This window comes from Deinococcus hopiensis KR-140 (assembly GCF_900176165.1).
Lineage (GTDB): Bacteria > Deinococcota > Deinococci > Deinococcales > Deinococcaceae > Deinococcus > Deinococcus hopiensis.
In genome coordinates, this window is the sequence record NZ_FWWU01000005.1 from 206,217 (window position 1) to 231,346 (window position 25,130).

The 25,130-nt window shown below is 58.8% G+C and carries 24 protein-coding genes and 1 pseudogene; 7 read left to right on the forward strand and 18 right to left on the reverse strand.

Annotated features, from left to right (window positions below; translation table 11 throughout):
- Positions 1 to 54: 54 nt before the first annotated feature.
- Together B9A95_RS05905 and B9A95_RS05910 are read right to left on the reverse strand one after the other, a co-directional pair.
- Positions 55 to 696 carry a hypothetical protein gene (locus B9A95_RS05905; protein ID WP_212648259.1) on the reverse strand — a complete coding sequence of 214 codons (642 nt, stop codon included), beginning with the start codon at positions 694 to 696 and terminating at the stop codon, positions 55 to 57.
- Positions 697 to 873: 177 nt separating this feature from the next.
- Positions 874 to 1,620, reverse strand: coding sequence for a TspO/MBR family protein (locus tag B9A95_RS05910; protein WP_084046012.1), 747 nt, complete (start codon positions 1,618 to 1,620; stop codon positions 874 to 876).
- Positions 1,621 to 1,808: 188 nt separating this feature from the next.
- On the opposite strand from B9A95_RS05910, the gene B9A95_RS33305 reads away from it, so the two are divergent.
- Positions 1,809 to 1,964 (forward strand): hypothetical protein, encoded by a 156-nt coding sequence (locus B9A95_RS33305; RefSeq protein WP_170928450.1) that lies wholly within the window; start codon positions 1,809 to 1,811, stop codon positions 1,962 to 1,964.
- A gap of 146 nt (positions 1,965 to 2,110) precedes the next feature.
- On the opposite strand, the gene B9A95_RS05915 is transcribed toward B9A95_RS33305, so the two are convergent.
- Complete coding sequence (locus B9A95_RS05915; RefSeq protein ID WP_084046013.1) at positions 2,111 to 3,403, reverse strand: DUF2330 domain-containing protein; 1,293 nt, start codon at positions 3,401 to 3,403, stop codon at positions 2,111 to 2,113.
- A 353-nt stretch (positions 3,404 to 3,756) separates the two neighbouring features.
- A complete protein-coding gene (locus tag B9A95_RS05920) occupies positions 3,757 to 4,584 on the reverse strand; it encodes a hypothetical protein (protein WP_084046014.1) in 828 nt (275 codons plus the stop codon).
- A gap of 255 nt (positions 4,585 to 4,839) precedes the next feature.
- On the opposite strand from B9A95_RS05920, the gene B9A95_RS05925 reads away from it, so the two are divergent.
- Positions 4,840 to 5,397, forward strand: coding sequence for a nucleoside/nucleotide kinase family protein (locus B9A95_RS05925; RefSeq protein ID WP_084046015.1), 558 nt, complete (start codon positions 4,840 to 4,842; stop codon positions 5,395 to 5,397).
- Positions 5,398 to 5,412: 15 nt separating this feature from the next.
- On the opposite strand, the gene B9A95_RS05930 is transcribed toward B9A95_RS05925, so the two are convergent.
- The 3 genes from B9A95_RS05930 to B9A95_RS05940 form a co-directional block, all read right to left on the reverse strand.
- Positions 5,413 to 7,068, reverse strand: a complete 1,656-nt coding sequence (locus B9A95_RS05930; RefSeq protein WP_170928451.1) for a diguanylate cyclase — start codon at positions 7,066 to 7,068, stop codon at positions 5,413 to 5,415.
- An 85-nt stretch (positions 7,069 to 7,153) separates the two neighbouring features.
- Entirely contained in the window at positions 7,154 to 7,429 is a 276-nt protein-coding gene (locus tag B9A95_RS05935; protein WP_170928452.1) for a hypothetical protein, read from the reverse strand.
- A 201-nt stretch (positions 7,430 to 7,630) separates the two neighbouring features.
- The gene (locus B9A95_RS05940; RefSeq protein WP_084046018.1) at positions 7,631 to 8,899 is read right to left on the reverse strand and encodes an MFS transporter; all 1,269 of its coding nucleotides are present in this window, start codon (positions 8,897 to 8,899) and stop codon (positions 7,631 to 7,633) included.
- Positions 8,900 to 8,984: 85 nt separating this feature from the next.
- Between B9A95_RS05940 and B9A95_RS05945 the strand changes: the two genes are divergently transcribed.
- A complete protein-coding gene (locus tag B9A95_RS05945; protein ID WP_084046019.1) occupies positions 8,985 to 10,019 on the forward strand; it encodes a DUF5937 family protein in 1,035 nt (344 codons plus the stop codon).
- 239 nt (positions 10,020 to 10,258) lie between these two features.
- Here B9A95_RS05945 and B9A95_RS05950 read toward each other — a convergent pair whose 3' ends face one another.
- On the reverse strand, positions 10,259 to 11,464 hold the full coding sequence (locus B9A95_RS05950; RefSeq protein ID WP_084046020.1) for an MFS transporter: 1,206 nt from the start codon (positions 11,462 to 11,464) through the stop codon (positions 10,259 to 10,261).
- 106 nt (positions 11,465 to 11,570) lie between these two features.
- Here B9A95_RS05950 and B9A95_RS05955 point away from each other — a divergent pair, with 106 nt between their 5' ends.
- Positions 11,571 to 12,332 (forward strand): DeoR/GlpR family DNA-binding transcription regulator, encoded by a 762-nt coding sequence (locus B9A95_RS05955; RefSeq protein ID WP_084046021.1) that lies wholly within the window; start codon positions 11,571 to 11,573, stop codon positions 12,330 to 12,332.
- Between the two features lie 1,016 nt (positions 12,333 to 13,348).
- Here the strand turns inward: B9A95_RS05955 and B9A95_RS05960 are convergent.
- The 9 genes from B9A95_RS05960 to B9A95_RS05995 form a co-directional block, all read right to left on the reverse strand.
- Positions 13,349 to 14,392: an SIS domain-containing protein gene (locus B9A95_RS05960; RefSeq protein WP_084046022.1), complete on the reverse strand. Its 1,044-nt coding sequence runs from the start codon at positions 14,390 to 14,392 to the stop codon at positions 13,349 to 13,351.
- Positions 14,383 to 15,327, reverse strand: coding sequence for an N-acetylglucosamine-6-phosphate deacetylase (locus B9A95_RS05965; protein WP_245808166.1), 945 nt, complete (start codon positions 15,325 to 15,327; stop codon positions 14,383 to 14,385). The genes B9A95_RS05960 and B9A95_RS05965 overlap by 10 nt, the downstream gene beginning before the upstream one ends.
- Positions 15,327 to 15,488, reverse strand: coding sequence for a hypothetical protein (locus B9A95_RS35080; RefSeq protein ID WP_245808156.1), 162 nt, complete (start codon positions 15,486 to 15,488; stop codon positions 15,327 to 15,329). Before B9A95_RS35080 ends, B9A95_RS05965 begins: the two co-directional genes overlap by 1 nt.
- Positions 15,489 to 15,569: 81 nt before the next feature.
- Positions 15,570 to 16,562 carry a Gfo/Idh/MocA family protein gene (locus B9A95_RS05970; RefSeq protein WP_084046023.1) on the reverse strand — a complete coding sequence of 331 codons (993 nt, stop codon included), beginning with the start codon at positions 16,560 to 16,562 and terminating at the stop codon, positions 15,570 to 15,572.
- Positions 16,559 to 17,563: a Gfo/Idh/MocA family protein gene (locus B9A95_RS05975; protein WP_084046024.1), complete on the reverse strand. Its 1,005-nt coding sequence runs from the start codon at positions 17,561 to 17,563 to the stop codon at positions 16,559 to 16,561. The genes B9A95_RS05970 and B9A95_RS05975 overlap by 4 nt, the downstream gene beginning before the upstream one ends.
- On the reverse strand, positions 17,560 to 18,432 hold the full coding sequence (locus B9A95_RS05980) for a carbohydrate ABC transporter permease (protein ID WP_084046025.1): 873 nt from the start codon (positions 18,430 to 18,432) through the stop codon (positions 17,560 to 17,562). The genes B9A95_RS05975 and B9A95_RS05980 overlap by 4 nt, the downstream gene beginning before the upstream one ends.
- Positions 18,433 to 18,540: 108 nt before the next feature.
- Positions 18,541 to 19,452 (reverse strand): carbohydrate ABC transporter permease, encoded by a 912-nt coding sequence (locus B9A95_RS05985; RefSeq protein ID WP_084046026.1) that lies wholly within the window; start codon positions 19,450 to 19,452, stop codon positions 18,541 to 18,543.
- Between the two features lie 42 nt (positions 19,453 to 19,494).
- Positions 19,495 to 20,760 (reverse strand): ABC transporter substrate-binding protein, encoded by a 1,266-nt coding sequence (locus B9A95_RS05990; RefSeq protein WP_084046027.1) that lies wholly within the window; start codon positions 20,758 to 20,760, stop codon positions 19,495 to 19,497.
- Positions 20,761 to 20,878: 118 nt separating this feature from the next.
- The gene (locus tag B9A95_RS05995) at positions 20,879 to 21,991 is read right to left on the reverse strand and encodes an ROK family transcriptional regulator (protein ID WP_170928453.1); all 1,113 of its coding nucleotides are present in this window, start codon (positions 21,989 to 21,991) and stop codon (positions 20,879 to 20,881) included.
- A 438-nt stretch (positions 21,992 to 22,429) separates the two neighbouring features.
- Here B9A95_RS05995 and B9A95_RS06000 point away from each other — a divergent pair, with 438 nt between their 5' ends.
- The 3 genes and pseudogenes from B9A95_RS06000 (at position 22,430) to B9A95_RS36550 (ending at position 24,621) form a co-directional block, all read left to right on the forward strand.
- Entirely contained in the window at positions 22,430 to 23,404 is a 975-nt protein-coding gene (locus B9A95_RS06000) for an ROK family protein (protein ID WP_084046029.1), read from the forward strand.
- A gap of 463 nt (positions 23,405 to 23,867) precedes the next feature.
- A pseudogene (locus B9A95_RS36545) lies at positions 23,868 to 24,167 on the forward strand (transposase); the annotation flags it as partial.
- A complete protein-coding gene (locus B9A95_RS36550; RefSeq protein ID WP_342744567.1) occupies positions 24,142 to 24,621 on the forward strand; it encodes an IS5 family transposase in 480 nt (159 codons plus the stop codon). The pseudogene B9A95_RS36545 and the gene B9A95_RS36550, both read left to right, overlap by 26 nt.
- A 4-nt stretch (positions 24,622 to 24,625) precedes the next feature.
- Here B9A95_RS36550 and B9A95_RS06010 read toward each other — a convergent pair whose 3' ends face one another.
- Positions 24,626 to 24,925: a hypothetical protein gene (locus tag B9A95_RS06010; protein ID WP_139806507.1), complete on the reverse strand. Its 300-nt coding sequence runs from the start codon at positions 24,923 to 24,925 to the stop codon at positions 24,626 to 24,628.
- Positions 24,926 to 25,130 lie beyond the last annotated feature (205 nt).

The following is a 25,130-nucleotide window of genomic DNA, read 5'->3' on the forward strand; positions in this document are numbered from 1 at the left end:
AACGGAGCAGCACTGAACCACCCGTGCCCGCCGACGTTGCCGCACCGTCACCGCTTAGCACGAGGTCAGAGCCTGTGCTGAGCGGTGACCGTAGAGAAAGGCAGTTACCGAAAACTCCCGTTCGTTTGCGGCCCCAGGCTGAGCCGCGAGCACCCGTAAGGCGTATGCCACTGCTGCCAGCATGGTGGCCGCCAGTTCACCACGCTCCAACCCCAGGTACGCCGCTGAGTGCAGCGCGTGGTACGCCACCTGCACCGGCCCATCCCGTGCCGCGGCCAGTTTCACGTACCACTCCCGTCCGAGCTCAGAGGCAGCGAGGTCCCCACCACCGGACACCGCCGCGATCTCCCGAGCATTGCGCTCCACTTCACCCGCAAACGAGAGCAGCACCGCCCGCGAAGGGCGCTCCTCACCGCCCGCGGGCGCAAATTCCACAGCCACCTGCAGAATAAGCGTAATACATGTCTCGAAGGCCCGCTGATTGCGCGTGTGCGCCACCGGAGACCGAGGGGAAACCGTCGTGCCCTCAACTGCGGTGTTCCCTCCTCCCAGGTCAAGCAGCAACCGCTGAACCCCCGCATTCCAGGAGGGGACTACCCCAACACCACCCTCGCCCTTGACCCTGAAAGCATGCACGCGCGCGCCGTTGGCCGCACACCCGTTGGTGATCGTCATCATCACCGTACTCGCGTCCATCCTCCTGAGCAGCTGCAACGGCGCCATCGCCAAAAGCAAATGCCACGAGTGCGGGCGTCGGCCTCCCTCTCCTCAGCCCCCTGCTCTCCGTTCTCCTTACTTCCGCTCCGTGAAACCGGGGAGGAGCGAAAGCAAAAGCCCCGCTCCTCAGGCGGGGCTTTGCTCCTGAGGAAGGAGTTAACGAAGTGGTCGTCTGAAACTGGTGACGGCACCTGCAATAAGAACGAGAACGCCCAGCAGCACGCCTACCACGACAGGACCCGTATCGGGGCGAGCAAGGTACACCCCGTAGAAGGCCCATAACATCACGCCCATCACTGCATAATCGCGGTTCGCTCGAAGCAGGAACACCCCGATCAGCGCCGCGACGACCACCAGTAAGGCCGACCAGAAGGGCCCACTCAGACCGGCGAGACCAGAAGACAAGCCGCGGCTAACCAGCCAGGCGGTGATGTTTGCGATTGTCGCAACGGCGATCCAGCCCAGATACAGGCTGGTGGGCAACCCCAACGTCCAGACCTCCGTCTTGGTCAGATTGAGTCGGTCGAGGTGGGTATAAAGCCAGATGAGGCTGGCCAGAAGGGCCAACATCACCACGACGCTCAGTCCAAAATTGAGGCTTTGGAACGCGAGGAGCCAGCTGACATTCAGGAGATTGGCCAGCAGAAACGGCCAGAACAGGGTGTCATAGCGGTCTCCTCGTCGGCTGGGGGTCGCCTGATAGATCGCAAAGGCCAGAAGTCCAAGGAAGATGATTCCCCAGATGGCGAAGGTGGAACCAGCGGGAGTAAAGGCATTGGGCAACTGGTCCGAGATGACCTTGTTGCTGTTGCCGAATAGGGGGAGGGCGTTGGAGAGGTAGTTCATCACCAAGGTCAAGAGCGTGGCCAGGAGCAACGTGATCTGCCGGGGTATTCCTTTCATGCGCCCACCTTAAACGCGAATCAATGGCCCGAACTATTGGATAGAAGACCAATCGGGGCCCGAAGTCAGGAGGCCGTCGACCTCGCCCCTCTTCAGGCTACGGCGTGTAGGCCAAGGGTGCGTTGAATATCCACGTCAAACTCCTCCCGCATGACCCCCGGCAAAAATTTCTCCTCAAGCGGAGAAGGATGCGGCCACGCCTCCATATGGAGGCGAGCATCGTCCTGATCAACTCTCCGAAACCCCAGGCGTTCGTACAGGGCGCGCGCTGGGTTCACGGCAAGGACGCTGAGGCGCAAAGGGCGCTGTCGGGCTGCTGCACCCCGCAGCATGTTCAGCCTTGATTTGACACCTGGAAGGGATGCCGATGCCCGTCTCGCGCGCAGTTTTCTTGACGTTGCCCCCATTTGCCTCCACGGCGGAAGCGGCAGCAAATTGCATCACCTGCTTTCAAGTCGAAGCGATGGGAGCGTTCAAGTTCCTGGGCGGCCTAGTCGCCCTGTCCGTTCATGCGCTGGCGGATGTGGTTGATGTCCCAGCCGGTGAGATTGGCGAGGGTCTGGGCCTGCTGCTCGTGGCGGTCCTGGAGGGCGCGGCGGTAGGCAGTGGCGGCGCTGCATTTTGCCTTGCCGGTAAAGTCGTGCCGCAGGACGTAACGGGCCTGGTAGGTGCCCGTGTCGTTGGTCTCCTTGAAGTGCAGGTCCTCGGGAAAGGTCTTGGCGGTGTAGCGCACGTGCAGCCGCGTGAGAAACACCGGCTTGGCGGGCCCTTCGACTTCCGGGACGGGCTGGCCGCTGAAGTTCTCCTGCCGCCAGAACACGCCCGCTTCCTTGAGTTCCTCAGGGGTCGGCGGCTCGGTGCTGCACGGGTCGCAGCTTCCCGAGTTCCAGGCGTACTCCATCAAGGCGACGTTTTTGCCTTCGCGCTCGTACGCTTTTCTGAACACGTGGCGGTAGAAGGGTTCAAACTGGCCTTTGACCAGCAGCGGGACTTCTTTGTCTGTGGGCATCATGGCGGTGCGGTAGTTGCGCGTGACGACCTTGCCGTACGGGGAAAGCAGGTACACGGTCAGGTCCTGCTCGCCGGGGGAGTTCAGGGTGCCCAGGCGGATGGGAAGCATGAATTTCTCCGACGTGTATGACAGCACGATGGGATTCAGAAACCCGCCGCCGGATTTGTCGAAGCGCTGGACGTTCACGCGTACCACGAAGAACTTCATGCCGCCCTTGATGTACCCGCCGAGCATGGCGTCCGCGCCGGGGGGAAGCCGGTAGCCCTCGCCGCGCAGGTAGGTGGCGAGGCCGCCCTGCTGTTTGGCGCTGAGGATGTCGATGTCGTACTCGCCGACCTGGTAGCTCGCCTCAATCTTCACCCCGTTGGCCGTGGCGCGGGCGCTTTGCGCCCTGTCCTCGTTGATATTTCCGGCGGTGGGAGACATCGCAACTGACGGCATGGGGGGCGTGCAGGGATCGGTGTCGAAGTACTCCACCAGGCGGGGCGCGCTGTACGCGTCAAGCTTCTTGACGACGCTGGGGTCTCCGATGCGGATGTCCTGGCGCTTGGGCACCACCGGGATGGGCACGATGCGGGCGAAGTCTTTGACGTTGCCCTGGTAGTCGTTCATCATCGTGAACACGCTGCGCTTGCCATCGCGGGCGATGATCACTTGGTTGCTGCGGTTGAAGAGCCTCGAGTCGCCCTTGGCGACGAAAAAACCGCAGAATCCGGCAGCGGTGGAGGTTAGCGTCAGGGCGGCGAGCAGCGTCAGGCGACGTGTGTTCATGTGGACTCCTGAGAGAGGGGGCGCGTGCGCTCAGCATACTGGGCGCGCTCGCCCGTTCGGGGTTGGCGCAAGGGCCTCAGGGTGGCGCGCTGAGGAGAGCGTGAATGGCCACCCCCTCCACCCGTTGGGAGTCCATGCCCTTCAGCCGCCCGCAGGGCCGACCGCGCCCAGGGGAGTGGGCGGACTTCCTCCTGAGAATTCCCCCGTCAGGATGGAATTCCAGGAACGAAGGTACCGAGCTCGAAAAGCCGTGCGGGATTCAAGACCCGGACGTCCTCGTCTGTAGCGGGGGTCGTCTCCCGGGAGTACAGCAGGCCCTGGCCCGCGATAAACAGCACGAGCGCATCGAGGTCCTATTCCAATTCCAACTTGGGTTTCTCTGCGCGAGCCTCCAGAAAGCGGCGCTGAGTTTCCCAGGCGCGGCGGGCCGTCTCTCTGCCCTGTTCGTCCACACCCGAGATACGGCGAATCTGCTCCAGCGCCCGCTCCAATTCTGCCGGGTCACGGCTGTCCGGAGACTGCGCCTTCCAGGCCATGACCGCGTCAGGGAGATAACTGCGCAGGCTCTGCCCAGCATCAAAGGTGCGGCGGGCCTGACCCTCCTGACGGGCCTTCATCTCGGTCGTTTCCAGATGTTCCACTGTGACCAGCACTTCACCGGCGAGTGCAGATGGGAGGCCCCGGCACAACTCCCGCACGTCCAGCGAGGGCAGCACTTCGGCACCCGTATGCACCGGTAGAGACGGCGAAACGTTGAGGCCTACCGGTTCCTGTTCTTGCGGTGACGTGCCCTGGCCCGTTGGACCATGCCATCCCGCCAGGAGCAGACCCAACGCCGCCAGCCCAACCACCATGCACATCATGACCGGGCCCCCGAACACGCCGCTGATGGCCATAGCCGGAACCAGCAGGGCTGCCACACCTTGGGCTTCTTGTTGGCTCAGAACTGCGCGCAGATTCGCTCCCGTTCGGGCATTCCCCAGCAGCAAGAAGGCGGCCAGGCCTACGAGCAGCAGCACCGCTATGCCGGGTAGAGGTTCACCTCGTCCAAAGACGAGACTTAGGACAAACACGGGGATGAACAGGGCGAAGAGCGCCCTGATCGGCTTCTTGCGGCCCCGGGGACGCCGACTGCGCGGCTGGTCGGCAAGATCCGATTCGTGGGCACGTTCAAGGTCCATACGCCATTATCCCGCGCTCGCCTGCTCCAGACCAAGCATTTCGGACGCGTGCAGTTCGGCGTCCCCACCGACTGGTCCTGAAGCCTGTCCCGACCAGCCCTCATACCTTTACCCTGCCTGCTCAGCCAGGTTCACACTCCCTGCTGAGCAGTCACCACCCAGCTTCTAGCAGGACTTTGTCAGAAGTCCGCAGATCATTTGGCTCTAAGCCAGTCCACTGACGCGTCTTCAAGCCTGCTGTCCTACCGTGCTGGCATGCTCTTTGTCATCAGTGGTGCGTCTGGTTCAGGGAAGTCCACCATCCTCCCTCTGCTCCGTGAAGCTCACCCCTCGGTGCAATGGCACGACTTCGATGAACGCTGGCAGGGAGGCGGGAAAGTCGAGCGTCAACAACTCCTCGAACAATGGGTTCAGACCGCGCTCCAGGCCGAAGGTGACTTCGGCTTGCTCGGTCAGTGCCCTCTTGGCGAAGTGCTCGCCGCCCCCTCTACGTCATGTCTGGCAGGCATTCGGCACCTCCTCCTAGACGTGGCTGATGTAGAGCGCATCCGGCGACTGCGCGGCCGAGGTGATGGACTTGCCTCTCAGGACATGCTGAATTGGGCGGCCTGGATGCGGGCCCATGAAGCGTATCCGGACTGGCGCCCTGACGTACTGATGGAGGACAGTTGGGACCTGATGTGCTGGGGGCGGTGGCACGAACGCCCTGGTGTGCCGTGGCCAGGGGCCACCTTTGACGTGACCGAGTTGACGCCGGATCGGACCGCTCAGCGCGTTCTGACTTGGGCCACCAACCCAGCGGCACCAATCTGAAGTGACAAAGTCCTGCTAGTTCCAGACCACGCGGTTCCGGCCTCCCCGTTTGGCGACGTATAATCTTCCGTCGGCCTGCTCAAACAAGGCCTGAACTGTAGCCCCCTCGTAGGCCGCAGCGACGCCTACGCTAATGGTGACCTGGAGTCCGGCATGCATCTCACGCCATAGGTGGGCTTCCACACGGGCGCGTAACTGTTCGGCCCGCTCCTCCAACCCCGAGGAGGCCAAATCCTGGAATACCACCACAAACTCCTCACCACCGAACCGCGCCACCAAGTCTCCCTCCCGCACCCCAGAACGCAGCAGCCCGGCCACCTGTTTCAGAACATCGTCACCGACAGCGTGGGAGAAGGTGTCGTTGACCCGTTTGAAGTGATCAATATCGACAACGGCCAGCGCGAAATTAGGCCGCAGCGGCGTGGGCAAACCCGCTTCCCACTCCTCGAAAGCGCGCCGATTTGCCAGACCAGTCAAGGCGTCCTGATGCGCGAGGCGATCCAGGGTCTGGCTCTTCTCTTGCAAGGCGTGATTCTGGGCGCTCAGTGCTTCATTCTGCTGGCGAACCTGCTGCGCTTCGCGCTGCACCCGCTCAATTTCGGCCTGCACGGCGAGTCTCTGCAACTTCTTCTGCGTCTCACGCTGCTGGAGATCAAACGTCATGGTGTGCAAGCGCTTCTGGTAGGCCAGCGCTTGCTCGAACTGCCCACTGGCCTCATACGCCTGTGCCTGCAGTTCCACGAGCTTGCGCTCGTGGTCACGCAGTTCGTGGTGCGCTACCAGTTCCTGCGCCTGCAAGAAGGACCCGATGGCTTCCTCCACCTGTCCCTGTTTCAACTCGACTTCGCCTAAATTCGTCAAGGCGTCCACTTCCCCACGGGGCAACTGCAACCCACGGTAGATCGTCAGGGCCTGCTGTATTTGCGGCACGGCCAGGTCATACGCTCCAGTAAGCGCGTAGAGATCTCCCCATGAATTGCAAAGGACCGCTGTCACGAAAGCGCTCTGCACCAGACGGGCGTTGAGATCCTCCGCACGGTGCAGGTACGCTTCTGCCTGCTCAATCAGGTGACCTGTGGGAAGCCCATGCGCCTGATCCCTCGCCAGAGCGCGGGTTCTCACGATGACGATGTTGTTCCAAAGGTGACAGACGGTCACCCAGTTACCTGCCTCTTCATAAACGGTCATCGCTCTGAGATAAGCGGCCTCCGCCTGATCAAACTCACCCAGATGCGTACACGCGACTCCCAATGCACCGTAACAAAACGCTTCTTGAGTTCGGTCTGCATGCTCGGGAAATGCGGTGAAATAACTCAACGCTTCGCGGTAGAGGTCAAGCGCAGCGGTGTGATCTCCCAGGTCACCGAGGATCAATCCTTGAACCGCGATAGCCCGCGGAAGGCGAGGATGGTTGGCCCGCCGAAACGTGGAGACAGCCTGCGTCAGGAGCTGGAAAGCATCCAGGGACCGGGGAATATACCGGTAGAGATCGGCGAGCTGAAACTGAGCCAGGGCCGTCAGGACATCCGCGCGAGCGGACTCAGCCAGTGAGAGCGCTTCCTGCGCCCGTTCAATGCCTTCAGGAAGTCGGTCCTGGCGCATCAGGTCAGCCGCTTCTTGCAATAGTCCCATGACGTGTTGGGATGTGGGGTCTTGTGGGCTTACATTCACTTGCGCCTCCCTCTCACCGCAGAACATTTCGATGAATCAAGTATGAAGGTGGAAGAACAGGGTTTGAAGGGCAAGTGGTCACGCATCAGGCAGTTACCTGCTGGAGGTACGCTTCCAGGTCAACTGGCCCCTCCAGCTTGGGATCGTCCAGCGCTTGGGCTTCCAGCCCCGCCACTTCTCCGCCACTGGCGCGTACACGAACGCGACCCGCTTGGCGAGCAGGATGCCTTTCCCCAGCTTCAAAAGCCTGCCGGTCACCTGCACGTACAGGGCGCTCGCGTCCAGGCTCAAGGCCCTCGCTGCTCGCCTGCATGGCCAGCACAAAGGGCTCGGTGTTCGCCACCGCGGGGCAGACCTCCACGCGGATGATCCCCTCGCCCGGTCGAGCTTGGACGGACCAACTGATCCGCTGCCCACCGAGGTGCGTAAGCCAAGCGCAACCACGTGGACGTGGCTTTGAGGACCGTCGCCTGGCTCGTCAAGTCTCCAGGGATGGTGCTGGGGTAGCTCACGCCGCATGCCCCCCCGCTGCGTGTGCGCGAGGAGGGCGTTCTAAAACAAGTCAAGTTCTGTCGTTGCTCACAAGAGATCCATACGTTCCGCTTCGCAATGCTCTCCAGGCCCAAAGTGCTGCTCCCCCTATCAGCAGACCCTGGGCCACGATCAGGACCCGTGGGCCAAAAGCAGCCTGGGCGCTCCCAAGCAGCACGTATAAGGTCAGAAAGGTCAGGCTGGTCAGCACCCCGAACGTACTCTCTACACGGCCCTGATACTCCAAGGCCGTGTGTTCCTGTGCAGCGGTGCGGTACAGAATGAGGCTCCGCGAAAAGAGCCCCATCAGTCCCCAGGCCAACACTGCTTCTACAAGCCCTGACGCCCGTGACCCCAACAGCAGGGTGAGGCTGAGGAGTCCTGGTGCCGCCACCATGACCACGGCCTTCGAGAAGCGCTGAAGGAGTAACGGCAGGATAAAGCCTGCCAGTACGGCACCCACGGCCCACGCGCCGTCAATCAATCCCAATGCACCCGGCGAGAGGCGCAGTACCTGATGCACAAACGGCACCAGCAAGGCATTCATGCTCTGGGCCGTACTCGCGAGCACCAGGGCCATCACATAGGGAAAGGCCAAGCGACTGTTCTGGCGCAGATACGTCCAGCCGAGCCGCATCTCCCAGAGGTACTGTCGCCCGGGAGGCACGTTCCCCTGATCCTGCTCCTTCGCGTTTCCAGACCGGAGACTCAGCATCTGGAGCGTGCAGATGGCGGAAAGGACGAAGCTCAGGGCGTTCAGGAGCATGACTGCCGGGGGTGTCAGCCAAGTCATGAGGAGGCCGCTCGAACCCGCTCCAACGATCATTCCCAGCTGAATTCCAATCATGGCCGAGGTGTTCGCTTGCAGGAGTCGGGCAGAGGGCACGATCTCGCGCACCAGTGCGCTCTGCGTGGGTTTGTAGATAGTGTCGCCAAGGGCCGTCAGGAAACTCACAAGGTACAGGTGTCCGACCTGCAATTGCCCCAACGTGGCAATGAGGGGCACTCCCAGCAGGACCACGGCCCGAAACAGGTCCATCATCGCTGCCAACTTGCGCCGGTCGTAACGGTCTGCCAGCACCCCTGCAATAGGTGCGAACAGCACGCCAGGCAGGGTGGAGCAGATCAGCACGGCGGCGCTGGCCGCGCCATCTCCGGTGAGTTCGGTGGCGAGCCAGCTGGCCACAATGAACTGCATGCCATTCCCTACGCTCGAAATGCTCGACGCAGCCAGGTAAAGGCGGTAACTCCGGCTAGGCCAGATTAATCCTGGGGGGGACGACGGGTTTGTAGACAACATGGCTGGCTCCTCGCGCTGAGCTTAGGAGTCGCTGTACAGAGGGCACTCCAAATTCAAATTATTTTGAATCATAGTTTGGGGTTGGATGAGCATTCATTTTGTTCTGGAAGCGGAAGACCTGAGCCGCTTGCGCTTCGCCTTCTCGCCCATGTGGGAAGGGATCATGAGTTTGCGTGTGCTACAACAGCCTGCCCTGGCAGCCCTGCATCTGCCCTGGATCCGGGAAACTCGCCAGCAGTTGCCGTTCCGTAAACCTGACCCCTACCTCACGCTGGCCATGCAATTGGTGAACGCCCAGCAGTACATGCCGGATTTCCTGACACCGCCCCCTAGCACGCCGTTTCCCGATTTTGAGGAAGAACTCGCGCGGGTGGCCTCTACACCGGAGTACGTCGTGCGCCGCGAAGTCACGAGAACCTTCCCAAACCCAGAGAAGCGGTCCGAACTGGTCCGGGCGCTGATGGACGAACCCTCGCTGTCTCTGCACCGGATGGTTCAATCGATTGGCACTTACTGGGAACGGCACCTCGCTGTGCACTGGCCGCGCATGCTCCTGATGCTGGAGGCGGACGTGACGCTTCGCGGACGGATCTTGGCCCTGAGCGGACCCGGCAGCTTATTTGAGGGTCTTCACGCCAGTCTGACGTTTCAGAACGGCGTCTTGACCCGCCAGAGCGACTCTGAACAGACAGTGCATGTCCGAGGTCAGGGGCTGGTGCTGGTCCCGAGTCTGTTCTGCTGGGCCCAGGTTCTGACCCTCCGCGATCCCCCTTGGCAACCGACGGTCATTTACCCGGCGCGTGGAGCAGCGAACCTCTGGCATGCTGTCCCCGAACCATATGGCGCCCTGGAACACCTGCTCGGAACGAGTTGTGCCCGTATTCTCAGTGCCCTGCGGACCCCCAGCACGACCCTGGAGTTGGCCCACCTCTTCGGCCTGGTGCCGGGCGCGGTGAGTTTTCAACTCTCGAAGCTGCGCCAGACTGGATTGGTTGAGGGACAGCGGCTGGGACGTGCGGTGTACTACCGATGGACGAACCGGGGTGAGGCCCTCCTGGAGCTGTTTCCACCAGAGAGAAGCTCAAGTTCAGGAGGGCGAGAGAAGGGAAAAGGACACTGAACTAAAAGAGCCCCAGATGAGCGAGCGTGCTGAACTGAGGCAACAAGCCAAGGGCGGCCTGACGTTTAGTCCCCCAACGGGGATGTCGGCCTCCCACCGTTTATTTGACAAGACTCCAGCGTCAATCGGCGGTGCCACGAGCGGCACCCATTGGAGCGCAGCAGTAGCCTGGCAAACCGACGGAAACGGCCATCATCACCGGGGATCAGTAAGGCTGGGGGCAGCCCGCCTTGATGACCTCATCTTGCTCCCTCCAATTCGGGGACCGGCGCTTCTTCTCCGGGGAGAGCTGCACCGCGTACGTTGCCACTGAGCAGCGCGATCGTGAAGCCCAGGAGAGCCACAGCACCCAGGGCGATCCGCAGCGTAACGGTCTCGGCCATCAGACCGATGAGGGGTGGGCCCGCCAGAAGACCGGTATAACCCATCGTCGCCACCGCCGCGATGGCTGTACCGGACGAGACCCCTGGTGTACGGCCCGCCGCGCTGAACACCAAGGGCGCGATGGCAGCCATCCCCAGCCCGACGCATGCGAAACCAACGAGGGTGAACGCTGGGGAACCCAGGAGCAGCGCTGTACCCAACCCAAACCCGGCCAGAAGGCCGCCGAAGCGCACGGTGCGGACGGGACCCAACCATGTCACCAGAGCGTCCCCTGTAAAGCGCCCTGCCGTCATCGTGAGGGAGAATGCCGCATATCCAATGGCGGCGAAGGGTGCACCGGTACCCAGGGTGTCACGTAGGTACACGGCACTCCAGTCCGCCATTGCGCCCTCACTGAGAAAGGCACAGAACGCGATAAGCCCAAAGCCCAGAAGGGCTGGGGTGGGGAGGGCAAAGACTGGATCTCCCGAGCGGTAGGTGGGCCTTGACCTCAGCAGGTGCGTCGCGGCGAGAACCAGGACCACGGCCAGGAGTAAGGCCGTCACCGACAAATGCATCCTCGGGGACAGTCCTTGGTGGGCTGCGAGCGCCCCCAGCCCCGAGCCGATCAAGCCGCCGAGGCTCCACATCCCGTGGAGGGACGAAAGAATTCTGCGTCCGGAGTGCTTCTCAACCTCAACTCCGTGAGCGTTCATAGCCACATCCATAGAGCCGTTCAATGCCCCGAAGGCAAGCAGCGTGAGGGTAAGCACGGATAACGAGGGCGCGAGGGCCAGCAGGGGGAGCGTCAAGCAGTAGAGAACACCCACAGCGAGGGTGACGTTTCGACTGCCGAAGCGGGATATCAGAAGGCCAGTGATGGGGAATGCAATCAGTGCGCCGACCGCCATGCCCAACAGGGCGAGGCCGAGCTGCCCGTCACTCAACCCGAGCGCATCTTTGAGAACTGGAATGCGCGAGACCCAAGTGGCGAGGACCGCGCCGTTCACCAGAAAGACGAGGGAAATGGCGAGGCGAACGGTGCCGGGGCGAAATGGGACGGGAACGGAGGCCTGATTCATCGTTTCTCCTTGTCGGGTCCAGTTGGACGGCCCAGAGCACTATGTCACATCCGAGCACATATGAGCACAATCGAGCAAATGGAGAAATGAGTGGTAGGGTGAAGCCATGTTTGCGGAGGAGCGGCAGAACCAAATTCTGGCGGAGCTCAAAACCACAGGTCGCGTCGAGGTTCAGGTACTCGCTGGACGCTACGGGGTGTCCGAGCACACCATTCGGCGAGACCTCAGTGCCCTGGAAAGCCGCGGTCACCTGCAGAAGACGCATGGGGGAGCGGTCGCGCTTGCTACGGCGCACCTCGACTGGCAGGGACGGGCAACCAGCCTGCCGGAGGCCAAGGACCGGATCGGCCGCCGGGCTGCCCGGTTGATTCAGTCCGGCGAGACGGTCATCCTCGACGCGAGTTCAACGACGCTGGCTTTGGCGCGGCATCTGACAGTCCGACCACTGACCATCATCACCAACTCTCTGGACATCGCGGCTGTCTTCGAGCAGGAGGCCGAGGTCGAACTGATCGTGACAGGGGGAGCATGGAAAGCGCCGGCCCGGGCGTTGCGGGGCCAGGCAACGCGGGAAGTTATCCGTCAGTACAGGGCAGATTGGACTGTACTGGGCGCGTGCGCGCTGCATCCGAGGGCGGGCGTGACCGTGACAGACGAAGAGGATGCACAGCTCAAACGGGCGATGGTAGCGGCGGGCCTACGCACCGTCGTCCTGGCCGATCACTCCAAACGAGACCAAGTGGTGGCTCACTTGGTCCTGCGGCCGGAGGAACTGACCACCGTCGTGACCGATGAGCCCTGGCCGGAATTGGAGATTGTAGGAACGCAGGTGTTGACCTTGCTCAGAGAAAGCGTTGAAAAGACTTGATTCAGCTCACCGTGTGGATACCTCTCTTGAATTCTGGACTATGGTACGGGTTTACCGTGAAGTACCGCCTGAGCTGACGGCGTTCGGAGGTCCCCCTGACCGTCATCGTGCTCCTGCTTGCACAGCAGGGTGCCCTTCCAGCCAGCGGGTGGACTACGCTCCCTGGGATTGGGAAGGAATGAAGAGATTCAAGCGTTTCTACCCGCACACTTTCAAGTTGATCTCACCTCTGGAGCACCATGGAAAGCGCGGCGAACATACGAATTGGAGAGTTAGCGCAACAAGTGGGGGGTCAATATTGAAACCGTGCGCTATTACGAGCGGTGTGGCCTATTCCTGAGAATCTCTGAAAATCTACTCACATGAATCGATTGAGAAAGTGTATTATTTCCATGCTTATCTATTTTAAATCCTACATCTTCGCCAACTATTAAATCAGACAATAAGCCGCTCAGGCTGTACATTAACCAGAAAGCGACATTTGAATAGAATATGTAGTATTCCCGTGAAGGATAGTCGGATTCAGTAGGTCTAATCTGAAAAAACGACTCCATCCTATTCTTAAGGACGGCACGTGTGCTCAGGTACAAGCTATTTAACTGACTGTTCGCCTGAGAAATTTCAAGAAGGAGGCTATAAATGCGGACATCAAACACACAAACTTGACCGACTTTGTTCACCGCAAGGTCAGGATGCGTGATGAGTTATTTTAGCATTAAAATATCTTCCTCGGGGAAAGCTTTTAACATCTCTCCATAGAATAACTCCATGTCCGAGTAGATTAGATTCCGAAGATTTTTATAATATAATTTAAGAATATGCTTGCTTTTATCCATTAATGTGCACGATTCATCGAAAGTTTCATGCCTATTTCTAATACAGCTGTTGGAAGAGCACTTGCTCGCTACTAGTTTTGAATCGATGGCCTTCATATTAGAATATTATGGCAAAAGACGTAAATAAGTTTTTCATTGTAGCCCTCCTGATATCCCGGCATAATTAGAACACGCTCCCTACTAGACGGTGAGTGTGACCTTGCTCAAGGAGGGAGGTGCATCGGGATTCAAGCCACGGTGTAGGGCCAAGTGCCCAGCAAGAAAATACGAAGCCAAAATAACCGCGATAGGATCCGTAATACGATGACCCGTTCTTGGCGTGACGAGTTTCACTGGCACTTCTAAAGCCGCATCTGCTCCAACAATAGCCAGCGCCGCTCCCTTCTCCTGAAGATTTCGGTACGCTTCCATCGTCAATGCCGACGTCTCATCATCTGCCTGCAAAGCAAGAACTGGGAAGCCGGGTTCGACCACCCGGATCGGACCATGCGAAAACTCTGCAGAACTATACGCCTCTGCCAAAATCCCACTGGTTTCCTTCAACTTCAAGGCGAGTTCCTGCGCGATACCAAGGTGCAATCCTCGTCCAAGCACAATCAGATGCTCAACGAATCGAAAGCGCTCCGCATTCTCTCTTGCAGCACCTTCCATCTTCAACGTCTCCTGCAGGACCGCAGGCAAATTCCATAAGGCCTTTCGCAGCTTCTCGTCCGGTGAGATTGTGCTTATCAGCTGGACCAGAGCAATCAAACTCGCGATATAGCTTTTGGTTGCCGCCACGGCCTGTTCCTTACCAGCATGCAGGGGCAAAACATACTCGGCGGCCTGGGCCAGAGGCGACCCCTCCTCGTTCACAATCGCAACCGTTATGGCGCCCTTCTGCCGCGCCGCCACCAACGGCGCAACAATATCCGGCGACGCACCAGACTGCGAAATGCCAATGACGAGCGCCCCACCCAATTTCATCTGCCGCTCGTAGACGCTGGTGACCGAGGGTGCCAGACTCGCCACAGGCAAGCCCAGCTGAGTCTCAATGGCGTACTTGGCAAAGGTGGCGGCATGATCGCTCGAACCCCGGGCGATCGTCAAAGCCAGTTGGGGATCACGCGCTTTGATCACACCTACCAATTCCAGCACCCGTTCAACGTTCCGCTCCAGAAGCCGCGCCGCCACCTCGGGTGCCTCCTGAGCTTCCTGCAACATCATTGCACGTTTTAATGACATACCGTTTGCACTCCTTCTACCCATACTTCCCGTACATTGAGGGCTTGATCGAGAACGACCACGTCCGCCCGCAGGCCCACACTCAGGCTGCCTCGGTCCACTAACCCCAGGTAGCGCGCTGGAACCTGGCTCAACATCTGCGACACCAGCTCCAGAGAAAGCCCACACTGGACAGCATTCCGAAGGGCCTGATCCAACGTCAGAACACTCCCGGCCAGCGTTCCATCTTCCAGTCGCGCTTGGCCGTCTTTGAGGTACACACGCTGCCCACCCAACTCGCTGATCTCGTCGGTCTGGCCTGCGGCCCGCATCGCATCTGTAATCAGCATCAGCCGTTGAGGCAACGCCGAGTACGCGGCGGCAAATGCCCCGGGGTGCACGTGGTGTAAATCGAGGATCACCTCCGCGAATGCGCCTGGGTGAGCAAACACCGCACCAAGGACGCCAGGGGTTCGACCAGCCAGCGTTCCCATGGCGTTGTACAGGTGCGTCCCTGCCACTGTCCCGCCCTCCTCCTGCACCTGCCGAAAGACGTTGACAGCGTCCTCGTAACTTCCAACAGTGTGGCCGAGGCTGACTCGAACGCCCTGTCGAGCGAACTCCACTGCAGCTTCGGGCGCTCCAGGCAATTCCGGCGCCAGGGTCACGACACGAACCACACCGAGTTCGAGGATCTCCTCAACCCGCCCCCGCGTCGGATCAATGTGGAACGGGCCCTGCGCGCCCAAACGCTGTCCACTGATGAATGGACCTCCGAGGTGTGCTCCCCAGATGCTTGCTCCGCCGTCCACGCCTTGGTCACGGACCTTCGAAATGCTCCTGAGTGCATCCAGCACCTCAGACCACGGACGCGTCATGGTGGTGGGAAGCAACGTGGTGGTGCCGTGCTGAACATGAAAGCGAGCGAGGGTTTCAATCCCCTGAACGCCGTCCATCACGTCCCCCCTCCTCCCCCATGAACATGGGTGTCGATGAACCCGGGAAGGACGTACTGCTCGCCCACTTCACCCGATGAGATGCCTTCAATGCGGCGGTCAAAATGGAGGGTTCCGGAGATAAAGCCGTGCGGAGTGAGAATTTGACCGCGTACGTGCATGCGTACATCTCCCATCTCAGAAGTGATGTGGGCTTGGTTGCCTTGGGGCCCATCGGAGAAAATTTTCTAGGAGCTCTGTCCTCAATTCAGACGCACAGGGTGCCCGAGGCGATCCGATTCATACGCCGCGAGAACCACCTTTAAGGCTTCAAAGCCGTCCTTCCAGGACACTGATGGGGCTGCGCCCGTTCGAACAGCGTCCACAAATGACTGCAACATCGCTTTGTTGGGGTCGGTCCCGTAACCTGGCCACTGCACCGGTTGAGAAGGACTCAGGGTATACGTCGTCAGGTGGTCCGCAAAGGCGTCCACCACCATGAACCCGTGCTCGCCCACCACATCCATTTTCAGATGCCCCCAGCGGGGATAGGTCTCCGGGCGGCTCCAACTGCAATCGATACTGGCCTGAACTCCGTTCTCAAGCGTCAGGAGCAGCAATCCAGCCGTGTCCAACTGGGTTCCTCCTGCGCCGCTGCCTTCGGTCCAGCGCACCCTGGCGTACACCTCCGCCACTTCGCTCTCAAACGTCCACCGCAACAGATCCGCCAAGTGAACCACGTGGTCCATCAGGGCGCCGCCTCCGGACAGAGACGGATCCGCAAACCAGGCACGGTGCCCCGAGGGATTCTCACTGTGGTTGATGCCATTCACGCCCAGCACTTCCCCTAGGTCTCCGGAGAGGACCGCTTGACGTACGTTGCCCGTTGACACGTCAAAGCGCATGGGAAAGGCCGTCATGAACGTCACGTCATGTTCCCGGCAGACCTTCTCCATCGCCAGCGCCTCATGGGCGTGGATGGCAATGGGCTTCTCGCACAGCACGTGAATTCCAGCTTGAGCGGCGAGCGTGACGAATTCCAGGTGCCGTGACGTTTCCGAGCAGATGATGACCGCCTCAATACCCGAGCTCAGGAGGGCCTCCGGAGTTGGGAAAGCCTGGGCCGCAGTCACGGGCCGCTGGACTGCCGGACCGTCATCCCAGAAGCCTGAAAACTCAACGTCAGGCATCCCTTCGAGTAGCGCTGCGTAATGTTCAGCATGCACATGCGCGAAACTGAGAATGCCAACCTTCATGCGCTTTCTCCCAACACCACAGGTACACCCGTTCGAGCGGATGTCTTCACGGCGAGAGCCACCTCCAGGGCGACCATGGCCTCTCGGGGCGTCACGTCAAAGGGCGTTCCGCTTCGCAAGGCGTTCATCACGTGCCTCATTTCCAGGGTAAAGGGATCTTCTGCCGCTCCGCCTGAGGGGAGGCCGACGCCCTGAACGCGCTCACTTTTTGCCTGCAGGTAGGAGCGAACGGTCGGCGGTGCGTCGGACGTCCACTCGATAACGCCCGTCGATCCCGCGATATCCAGACTGGTCCGGAACATGCCCTGGGGGTAGGCCCAGCCGGATTCGATGAGGCTGATGGCGCCGGACCGGTGTGTCAGCACCGCCTGCGCGTACTGCCGGGGGCCAACCACATTCACTTTTGAGTACACGCGTTCGACGTCACCCGCGCACCATAGGGCGTAATCAATGTCGTGCAACATCAGGTCGAGCACCATGCCGCCAGACCGGCTTTCGTCGGAGTACCAGGACGTCCCACCGTATGGAGGCGACGAGACTCGCTTGAGTCTCAGCACTTGAGGTGAGCCCACCTGGCCCTCTTTGACGAGGTTGTACGCTGCGCGGTACTGAGGGAAGAACCGCAACACCATGGCGACGAACAGACGCACCCCGGCTGCTTCGCAGGCAGCAACCATTGCGGCACCGTCTTCGAGAGATAACGCGAGCGGCTTCTCGCACACGACGTGACGCCCAGCTCGGGCGGCAAGCTCCACCACCTCCCGGTGCGCGAACGTTGGCACGCAGACGTCCACGATGTCCACCTGAGCGAGAAGTTCATCCATGGAGGGGCAGACCGTAGCGGCCGTCCCCTGGGCCAGCTGTTCAGCGCTGGCCAGATCTTGGCTGAAGAGGAACACCTGCACACCGAGCGCCGTCCACGCCTGGAAATGCGCGTGTCCCATGGTACCTGAGCCAATGATGCCTACACAGACCGTCTTCACTTCTCCAAAAGTCTTCATTTGAGGGCTCCATCGGTGAGACCGCTGATCAACTGTCGGGAGAACAGCACGTACAGCACGATGGCCGGCAGGATGGCGAGCGTCAGCGCAGCGAGTACGGCGGTGTAGTCGTTCACAAACTGTCCCAAGAAGACGCTGGCGCCCAGCACGATGGTTTTGGTTTTTTCACCCGGCGCGAGGATCAAGGGGAACCACAGGTCGTTCCAGATCGGAATGAGCGAAATGGCGAGCAACGCTCCAATCGCTGGACGGATAAGCGGCAAGGTCAAGCCGAACACCTGGTACTCGCTAGCACCGTCCAGTCGTGCCGCCTCTTTGAGATCCTTCGGCAACTGTTTCATGAACGAGGTCAGAATGAAGACGGCCAGGGGCAGTCCCTGCGCGGTGTAGACCAGAATCAGGGCCCATAAAGTGTTGACCAGGTGGAGGTCTACGGTGAGGTTCAGAATCCCGACGGTTCCCAGTCGAATGGGCACCATGATGCCGAGCGAGAGGTAGAGGCTCATAAAGGTGTTGAGTCGGAACTTGTATTCCGAGAGCGCGAATGCGGCCATGGCTCCCGCTATAAGGATCAAGGCCAGGGACACCGACGTAACGAAGAAGCTGTTGAGGATGTAGCCGCCGAAGTTCGCACCCTGGAAGAGTGACTTGTACCCATCGAGGGTGAATGTTTCAGCATTGGGAAGGGCAAATGGCCTGCCGAAGATGGAGATTTGGCTCTTGAAAGAATTGATGACCATTAGAACAATCGGGAACAAAGAAAGGAAGCAGTAGAGGATGAGAAAGACGTGGCTTCCCAGATTGGTCAGCAGCCGATGTTTCAGGTGGTTGCGCTTCTGTGTCGTTCGCGCTGCGGAAGTATATTGCATCTGCCGATCTCCATAAATAAAAGCCGATCACGCCACCCGTATTCAGGTGATTCTAAAGATCGCGTGATCAGCCAGACGAAAGGGGCGGTATGTCGTGGAAGCCGGAGCTCAGTATTGAATGTCTTGCATTCGTCGCTGCCAGGCCACCATGTAGAATAGAACTCCAACCAAGATGACGAGCAGCATGACGCCCGCGACAGTCGCGCCCATATAGGGGTCACCGGGTTGCAACTGATTCCCGAAGAACGTGCGGTAGAAAAACGTTCCCAGAATGTCGCTTGAGAAGTTGGGTCCGGCGAGTGCGCCCTGGGTAGCGTAAATCAGGTCGAATGCGTTGAAATTCCCGACGAAGGTGAGTACGGCGACGATACCGACGGTGGGAAGGACCAAAGGCAATTGGATCTTCCAAAAGACGACCCAGGGACTCGCTCCATCGACGCGCGCAGCTTCGTAAAACTCGCTGGGAATGCGGATCAGGGCTGCCATGAACAGCATCATGGGAATTCCAATGTTCTGCCAGACTGAGATCAAGGCCAAGGTTACCAGGGAAGTGGATTCGAGGCCAAGCCAGGGTTGATACCAATCCCGAAGGCCAACAGTCGAGAGAATTCCGGTGGCGATACCCCAGGCGGGGTTGAGAATGAGTTTCCAGGCAAACCCAATGATTACCACGGAGAGGATGGTGGGAGTGAAAATGACAGCTCTGTAGAAACTACTCCCCGAGAGCCGCCGCGTGAGCAGCACGGCCAAGAACAGCCCTATGGGATTCTGTAAGAGCATATGCACAACAAAGAAGATCACATTGTTTTTAAGTGCATTCCAGAAGGATTGAGAAAATTCTGGGGCTGTAAAAAGCTTTACATAGTTGTTCAGACCGACAAAAAGGGCTTCTCCCGATCCTGATTTATTGTTCAGCGACAACCAGAGGGAACTGAGCAGTGGAAAAATCATGAATACGGAATAGATGGCGACGGCGGGAAGCAGAAAGACTGCGATATGGGTGGGGAATCGTGTGCGCATAGCAGTGTCGTAGGGGCGGGGGGAGGACCTCCCCCCGCAGCCTTACTTGCCTTTCTGTGGTGTGAACCAGGAGGCGAGGTTCTTTTGGACGAAGTCCGCGGCTTGTTTGGGTGTCATCTTCCCGTTGAGCACCTGGGAGGAAGCGTTCCAGAGGTCGTTCTCGTTGTTCGGGTTGGCGTTCCTCGACAGGAGCTGGTACGAGGAGCGGAACGTGGTGTCGCAGCTCTTGCGCCAACTGAGGAATTCCTGCGCAATCGGGTCGTTGACCTTGTAATTCACCGTAGCCATGGGGAAGAACCCAGGGAGGGCGTTCGCATACAGCTGAGCGAACTCATCACCAGCAAGCCAGTTCAGGAACACTTTGGCCGCAGCCTGATTCTTACTCTTGGCGTTCAGGCCAAAACCGATGTCTGGGTGGTCGCTCACGGCACACTTCTGGCCGGCCTTGGCGGTGTACGGGGGGAAGGCACCCAGCTTCAATTTGGGGTTCATGTTCCTGAACGTGGCGATGTCCCACGAGCCAGCAGGGTAGATCGCGCCGCGTCCCTGCGCGAAGAGGTTCTGAGAATCAGGGTACGCGAGTGATTGATAACCTTGGCCGAGATAGGGCGTCCAACGCGCGAGTGCCTGGAACGCTTCAAGGAATCCACCCTTGTTGTATTGTGCTGTTCCATTAAGGAGGCCGAGGCGGCCCTTCTCACTCCCCCAGTAGGTGGGGCCAATGTTCTGGTACCCCATGGTGGCGGATTCCCACTGGTCTTTGGTACCAATGACGAGAGGAATAAAAGAGTTTCGCCGCTTGATGGCTTCCAGGAGAGAGATGAACTCCTTTTCCGTCTTGGGCTCGGAACCCTTGACGAGGGCGAGGAGATCCTGGTTGTACAGAAACCCATGGATCACAGCTGCTGTGGGTACGCAGAACGTTGTTTTCCCGTCGTCCGTGCTCCACGCGGCTTTGGCCACCTTCGTGAAGTTCTTCATGCCCGCGAGACTGTTGAGTGAGCTCAGGTACTTGGCGTTGTACAGCGCCAGGCTGGCATCAAAAGGACGACAGGCGATGATGTCCCCGGCGGTGCCACCCTTGAGTTTCGCTTCGACAACGGCGTTGTACTCGGTGGGAGCGGTAGGGGAGAACACAACGTGGATGCTTGGGTAACGCTTCTCGAAGGCGGGAATCAAGGTGTCGCGCCAGATCTTCAGATCGTCGTTGCGCCAGCTCTCGATGGTGAGTTGAGTTTTCTGGGCAGATCCGACCGAAAATGCCATCAGCATGCACAGACCAGCGGTAAGGCGTCCTAAGTTTTTCATGATTCCCGTCCTTTCCCTCGTGGACCCGCGGGCCCAACGCTTATGGGGCGAAATGGTTTGGTCAGCCTTCTGTCGTGGTTCACGTGGGTCTTTGCATGGCGGCTCCTTGTTCGGCCTATCAAGCTGAAACCAGCTCTGATGTGACGGTTTCGAAGAATCGTTCGATGGCAATGCTTGCGGCTCCTCGGGCCCACATGTCGGTGGCTTCCTCGAGAAACTTGAGCGTTGTGGGGTTGCGGCTGACGGGCAGGAGATCGGAGTGGAATCCGTGGGTGACGGCACCTTGCATGTTGGAGAGTCCCAAGTGGGGTTCTGGCGCGATGAAGACAGCGTCGGGGTCAAAGACGGTGGCGAGGAAGGCGAGGGCGCCTCCGAGACGGTCTCCGGCCAGCGTGAGCACTTCTGCCGCTTGTTGAGGGTATTGGGAGAGGGTGGCGCCTAGGGTGTCTGTGGAGACGGGCTGTCCGATCCGGTCGCTGAGCATGCGGGTGATGGCCCGTGCAGAGGCGACAGCTTCGAGGCAGTCGGATTTTCCGCAGTGGCAGGTGTAGTCGGAGGAGGTCGCGACGCGTACATGGCCGACTTCACCAGCGATGCCGTTGCGGCCTCGGTAGAGGGCGCGGTCGATAACAATCCCTGCACCGATGCCTTTTCCGAGGGTCAGGACGATGAAAGATTGGAGGTTGCGGCCTTCCCCGAAGAGCAGTTCAGCGAGGGCAAGGGCATTGGCGTCATTTTCGACGTAGGTGGGAATGCCGGTTCGCGCACTGACGATGCTTGCGATCGGCACGTTGTGCCAGCCGGTGGTGGTGGAGTCCAGGCAGATGCCCTGTTCATGGTCGATGATTCCGGAGACGGCGAGGCCTACCCCGACCACAGGCTGTTCTGCGACGTCAGCGATGAAGGTCGCGATATCGTCGGCAATCTGTTGAGGTTGCAGCTCTGAGGAATGCAGTCCACGGCTGTGAATGACTTTGCCTTGGAGGTCGGTCAGGACCATCTCGTTTTGGTAGGCGTTGAGTTGAACGCCGATGGTGTAGCTGAAGCTGGGGTTGAGGGTGAGGAGGGTGCGGGGACGGCCGAGGGCCTCTTGCGTGACGCCCGCTTCTTGGATAAGTCCCAGATTTTGGGCGCGTTTGACGGCGCTGGAGATGGAGGAGGCGCTGTGGCCGGTGATGGTGCGGATTTCGGCTTGGCTGATTTCGTGATGTTGACGAATCAGGTGCAGCACCTGTTTCTGGATAGACATAGGCTCTCCTGGGAGACTTATTATTTTCGACGAAGGAAATAATTAGTGGTATGGTACGGACGGTCTCGATGTTTGTCAATGCAGTGTTTGCAACACCCCCAAAAGTGGGAAGGGACACCAGCTTTGTCAAACGTTCGCCAGGAGGTGCGAAAAGAAAATACGTCCCACACGCAGTTATCAGCATTCCTGTGTTTCGGCGAGATACCTCAGAGGGGGCATGCCCGTCCAACCCCTTCTCTGCGTCTATTGATCACGGCGTAAGTTCGCACCAGCCCTCCGCACCCCGGGTCACGGGGAAAATGGCCAGCACGCAGAACGTCCCACTGAAATTCATACCGACTTATGCCGCGATCAATAGGCCTCAGCTTCAAAGCGCTCACGATGGTACGTCCACGTCGCACATTCAGAAAAGCAGGTGTTATGCTCCCAAATTCGGCTCAATCACCACTGGCGTCAGAGCATGAACTCTCCTCAACGGCGATCGGCGTTGATATTGGAGGTACAAAGGTTGCCGTGGGCGTCCTTCAAGGGGAGTCCATCGTCTGCAAAAAGACATTCCCCACACCTCGGGATGGTTGGTGTAGCGTGCTCGACGAAGTCACTGCCCAGGTCAGGCACCTGCAGCTCGAATTCCCCGAGAGTGTCGGTTTGGGAGTTGGCATGCCGGGGCGGCTGAAAGAGGGCAATCAGGAAGTACTTTTCGCCAATAACATTTTTGATTTTGAGCATGTTCCCGTGGTCGAATTTCTTTCCCAAGCCTTGACGCTACCAGTGGTGCTGGAAAACGATGCCAAAGCGGCTGCCCTCGCTGAAAATAGAATCGGAGCAGCGCGTGGGGCCTCCTCAAGCGTGTACATCACTGTATCTACAGGAATAGGCAGCGGCATCATTCTCGATGGCAAAATATGGCGGGGCTTCAATGGCATTGCCGGTGAGCTTGGGCACGTCATGGCGCTGCCCTGCGGCCCTCTGGCAGGGTCGGCTATCCCCGGCGCCCTCGAAGCAGTGGCGAGTGGGTCGGCAATTGCACGTGACGCGAGCTTCGCTTTTAGCAGTTCCGTGACGACTCCCGAAGTCTTTAAACTTGCAAAATCCGGTAACAGCAAAGCGAAAAAGATTGTAGATAATGCCATTCGATTCATTGGTACTGCTATTGCAGACATCCAGAAGTTTCTGGATCCAGAAGTGTTTGTGATAGGCGGCGGCGTGACAGAGGCAGGGCCTTATTTCCTTGATCTAGTTCAGCATTATGCTGACGAGTATACCGCTGGGTTTGCAAATGTGTCCATTAGAAAAGCCCAGCTTGGCATAGATGCAGGAATGATTGGAGCAGCCCTTCTCGCTAAGGAGTGTTTCTATAGAAACCAGGACACCAAGGAAGGATCGGGGGGTTAAGATAGACATAAGAGAATCTTTCGTATCATAAGATCACTTGGAATGCAGGCGACTTCTGCAGAACGCCGTGCCGGAGGATAGCAGAAGAAATGTCATGTGGCATTGTGAGGGTTATAAAAAGTCGGTAAATACTGTGTTGCCTGACTAGTGTAAAGTCATAACAGAAGATGATTTCAATCGGCGGCAAGGATGAATTTTAGTCTTCTGGAAGTGGATGCAATGCCAGAATGACCCTTTCCGAATCTCTTTAGATCTCCACACTTGTAGTGAATCATTACTTCTGGTCACCCATTCTGAGAAGAGATGCAGCCTCAAGAAACTGCTCAGCTTCAGGTGCTTCTAGATTATTTTCAAACTCCTCTACGGCGTGTAGGCCAAGGGTTGAAATTGGCGGGAAGGCAAGTATCTTTTTGTGCTGTGACGTGAAGAAATTACGGATGCGCAGTGGGAACGTCTGGAGCCCCTGTTCCCCCCTCTTGTTGGTCTAGGGCATCCATATCTGGCGCACCGACCCATCGTCAGCGGCATCCTCTGGGTTCTTCGAACCGGTGCACCATGGCGAGACGTTTCTGAGCGATTTGGCAAATGGACGACGATCCACAGTCGTTTTCGCCGTTGGACGGCGAAAGGCATCCGGCAGGGCGTTTGGAGGGAACTCCAGCGACAGGCTGAGGTACAAGGCCAGCTCGATTGGTCGATACACTTCGTCGATGGAACGGTGATCAGAGCCCATCAATGTGCTGCAGGCGCACGAGGAGGACAAGAAGGAGAAGCGCTGGGACGATCACGAGGAGGCTTCAGTACCAAGATTCACCTTCGTGCGTCAGGGACAAGGCAAGCCCATGGCGTTCGTCCTGAGTGGCGGGGAACGCCATGAATCCAGATATCTCCCTTCGCTCCTGGAGACCGGAGCAGTTGCTCGTCCAGGACGAGGACGACCACGACTTCGCCCTGATCGCCTGGTGGGCGACAAAGGCTACAGCGACACGACAATTCGGAAGCATCTGCATAATCGCGGGATTCGGATCACCATTCCCAGGCGACAAGATCAGGGACCTGACATCTGCTTTGATGCCGCTGCCTACAAAGAACGAAACAAGGTAGAACGCTTGATCAACCGCTTCAAGAATTTTCGTCGGATCGCCACCCGCTATGATAAACGTGCCGTCATTTACGAGGGTTGGTTGACGGTCGCCGCTATTCTTCTCTGGCTTTGATTCTTTACCACTTGAACAGCGTGATAATAGGACGAAACAGAACGTCAAACTTGTTATTGATCAGCCGAATTTGATAAAGCGCTATGGAATCAATTGCTTCCATAGCGATGGCGTGCAATTCGGCTTCCTGGAGACCTGACCAGATCCCTATTGTGGCGAGCACCGTGTTGGATTCCAGCTTGAACACGATGTCAGGATCCATACTCAGTTCATTCGAAGAGTGGACCTGAACGTGGACCCCATTCTTCTCCACGTCTTGCCTTGAGGCTTCCAGCCAGTTCTTGAATCGTTCGACGTCCATCACGGGTCCTCAGCCTACTTCACCTTCTACCTTGGCCTACACGCCGTAGATGTATCAGGCACAAATACTGCGGCCTGGTGCGACTTCTCGAACTCAAGGCCGAGCTCGAAGCAATTTTAACCGTGCAGGACGGTGTTCTCGTCACTTGAGCCAAAACTGCAAGATTTCAGGTACTGAAGCTTAGGGGCCAAGGTGCCGGTACAGATGA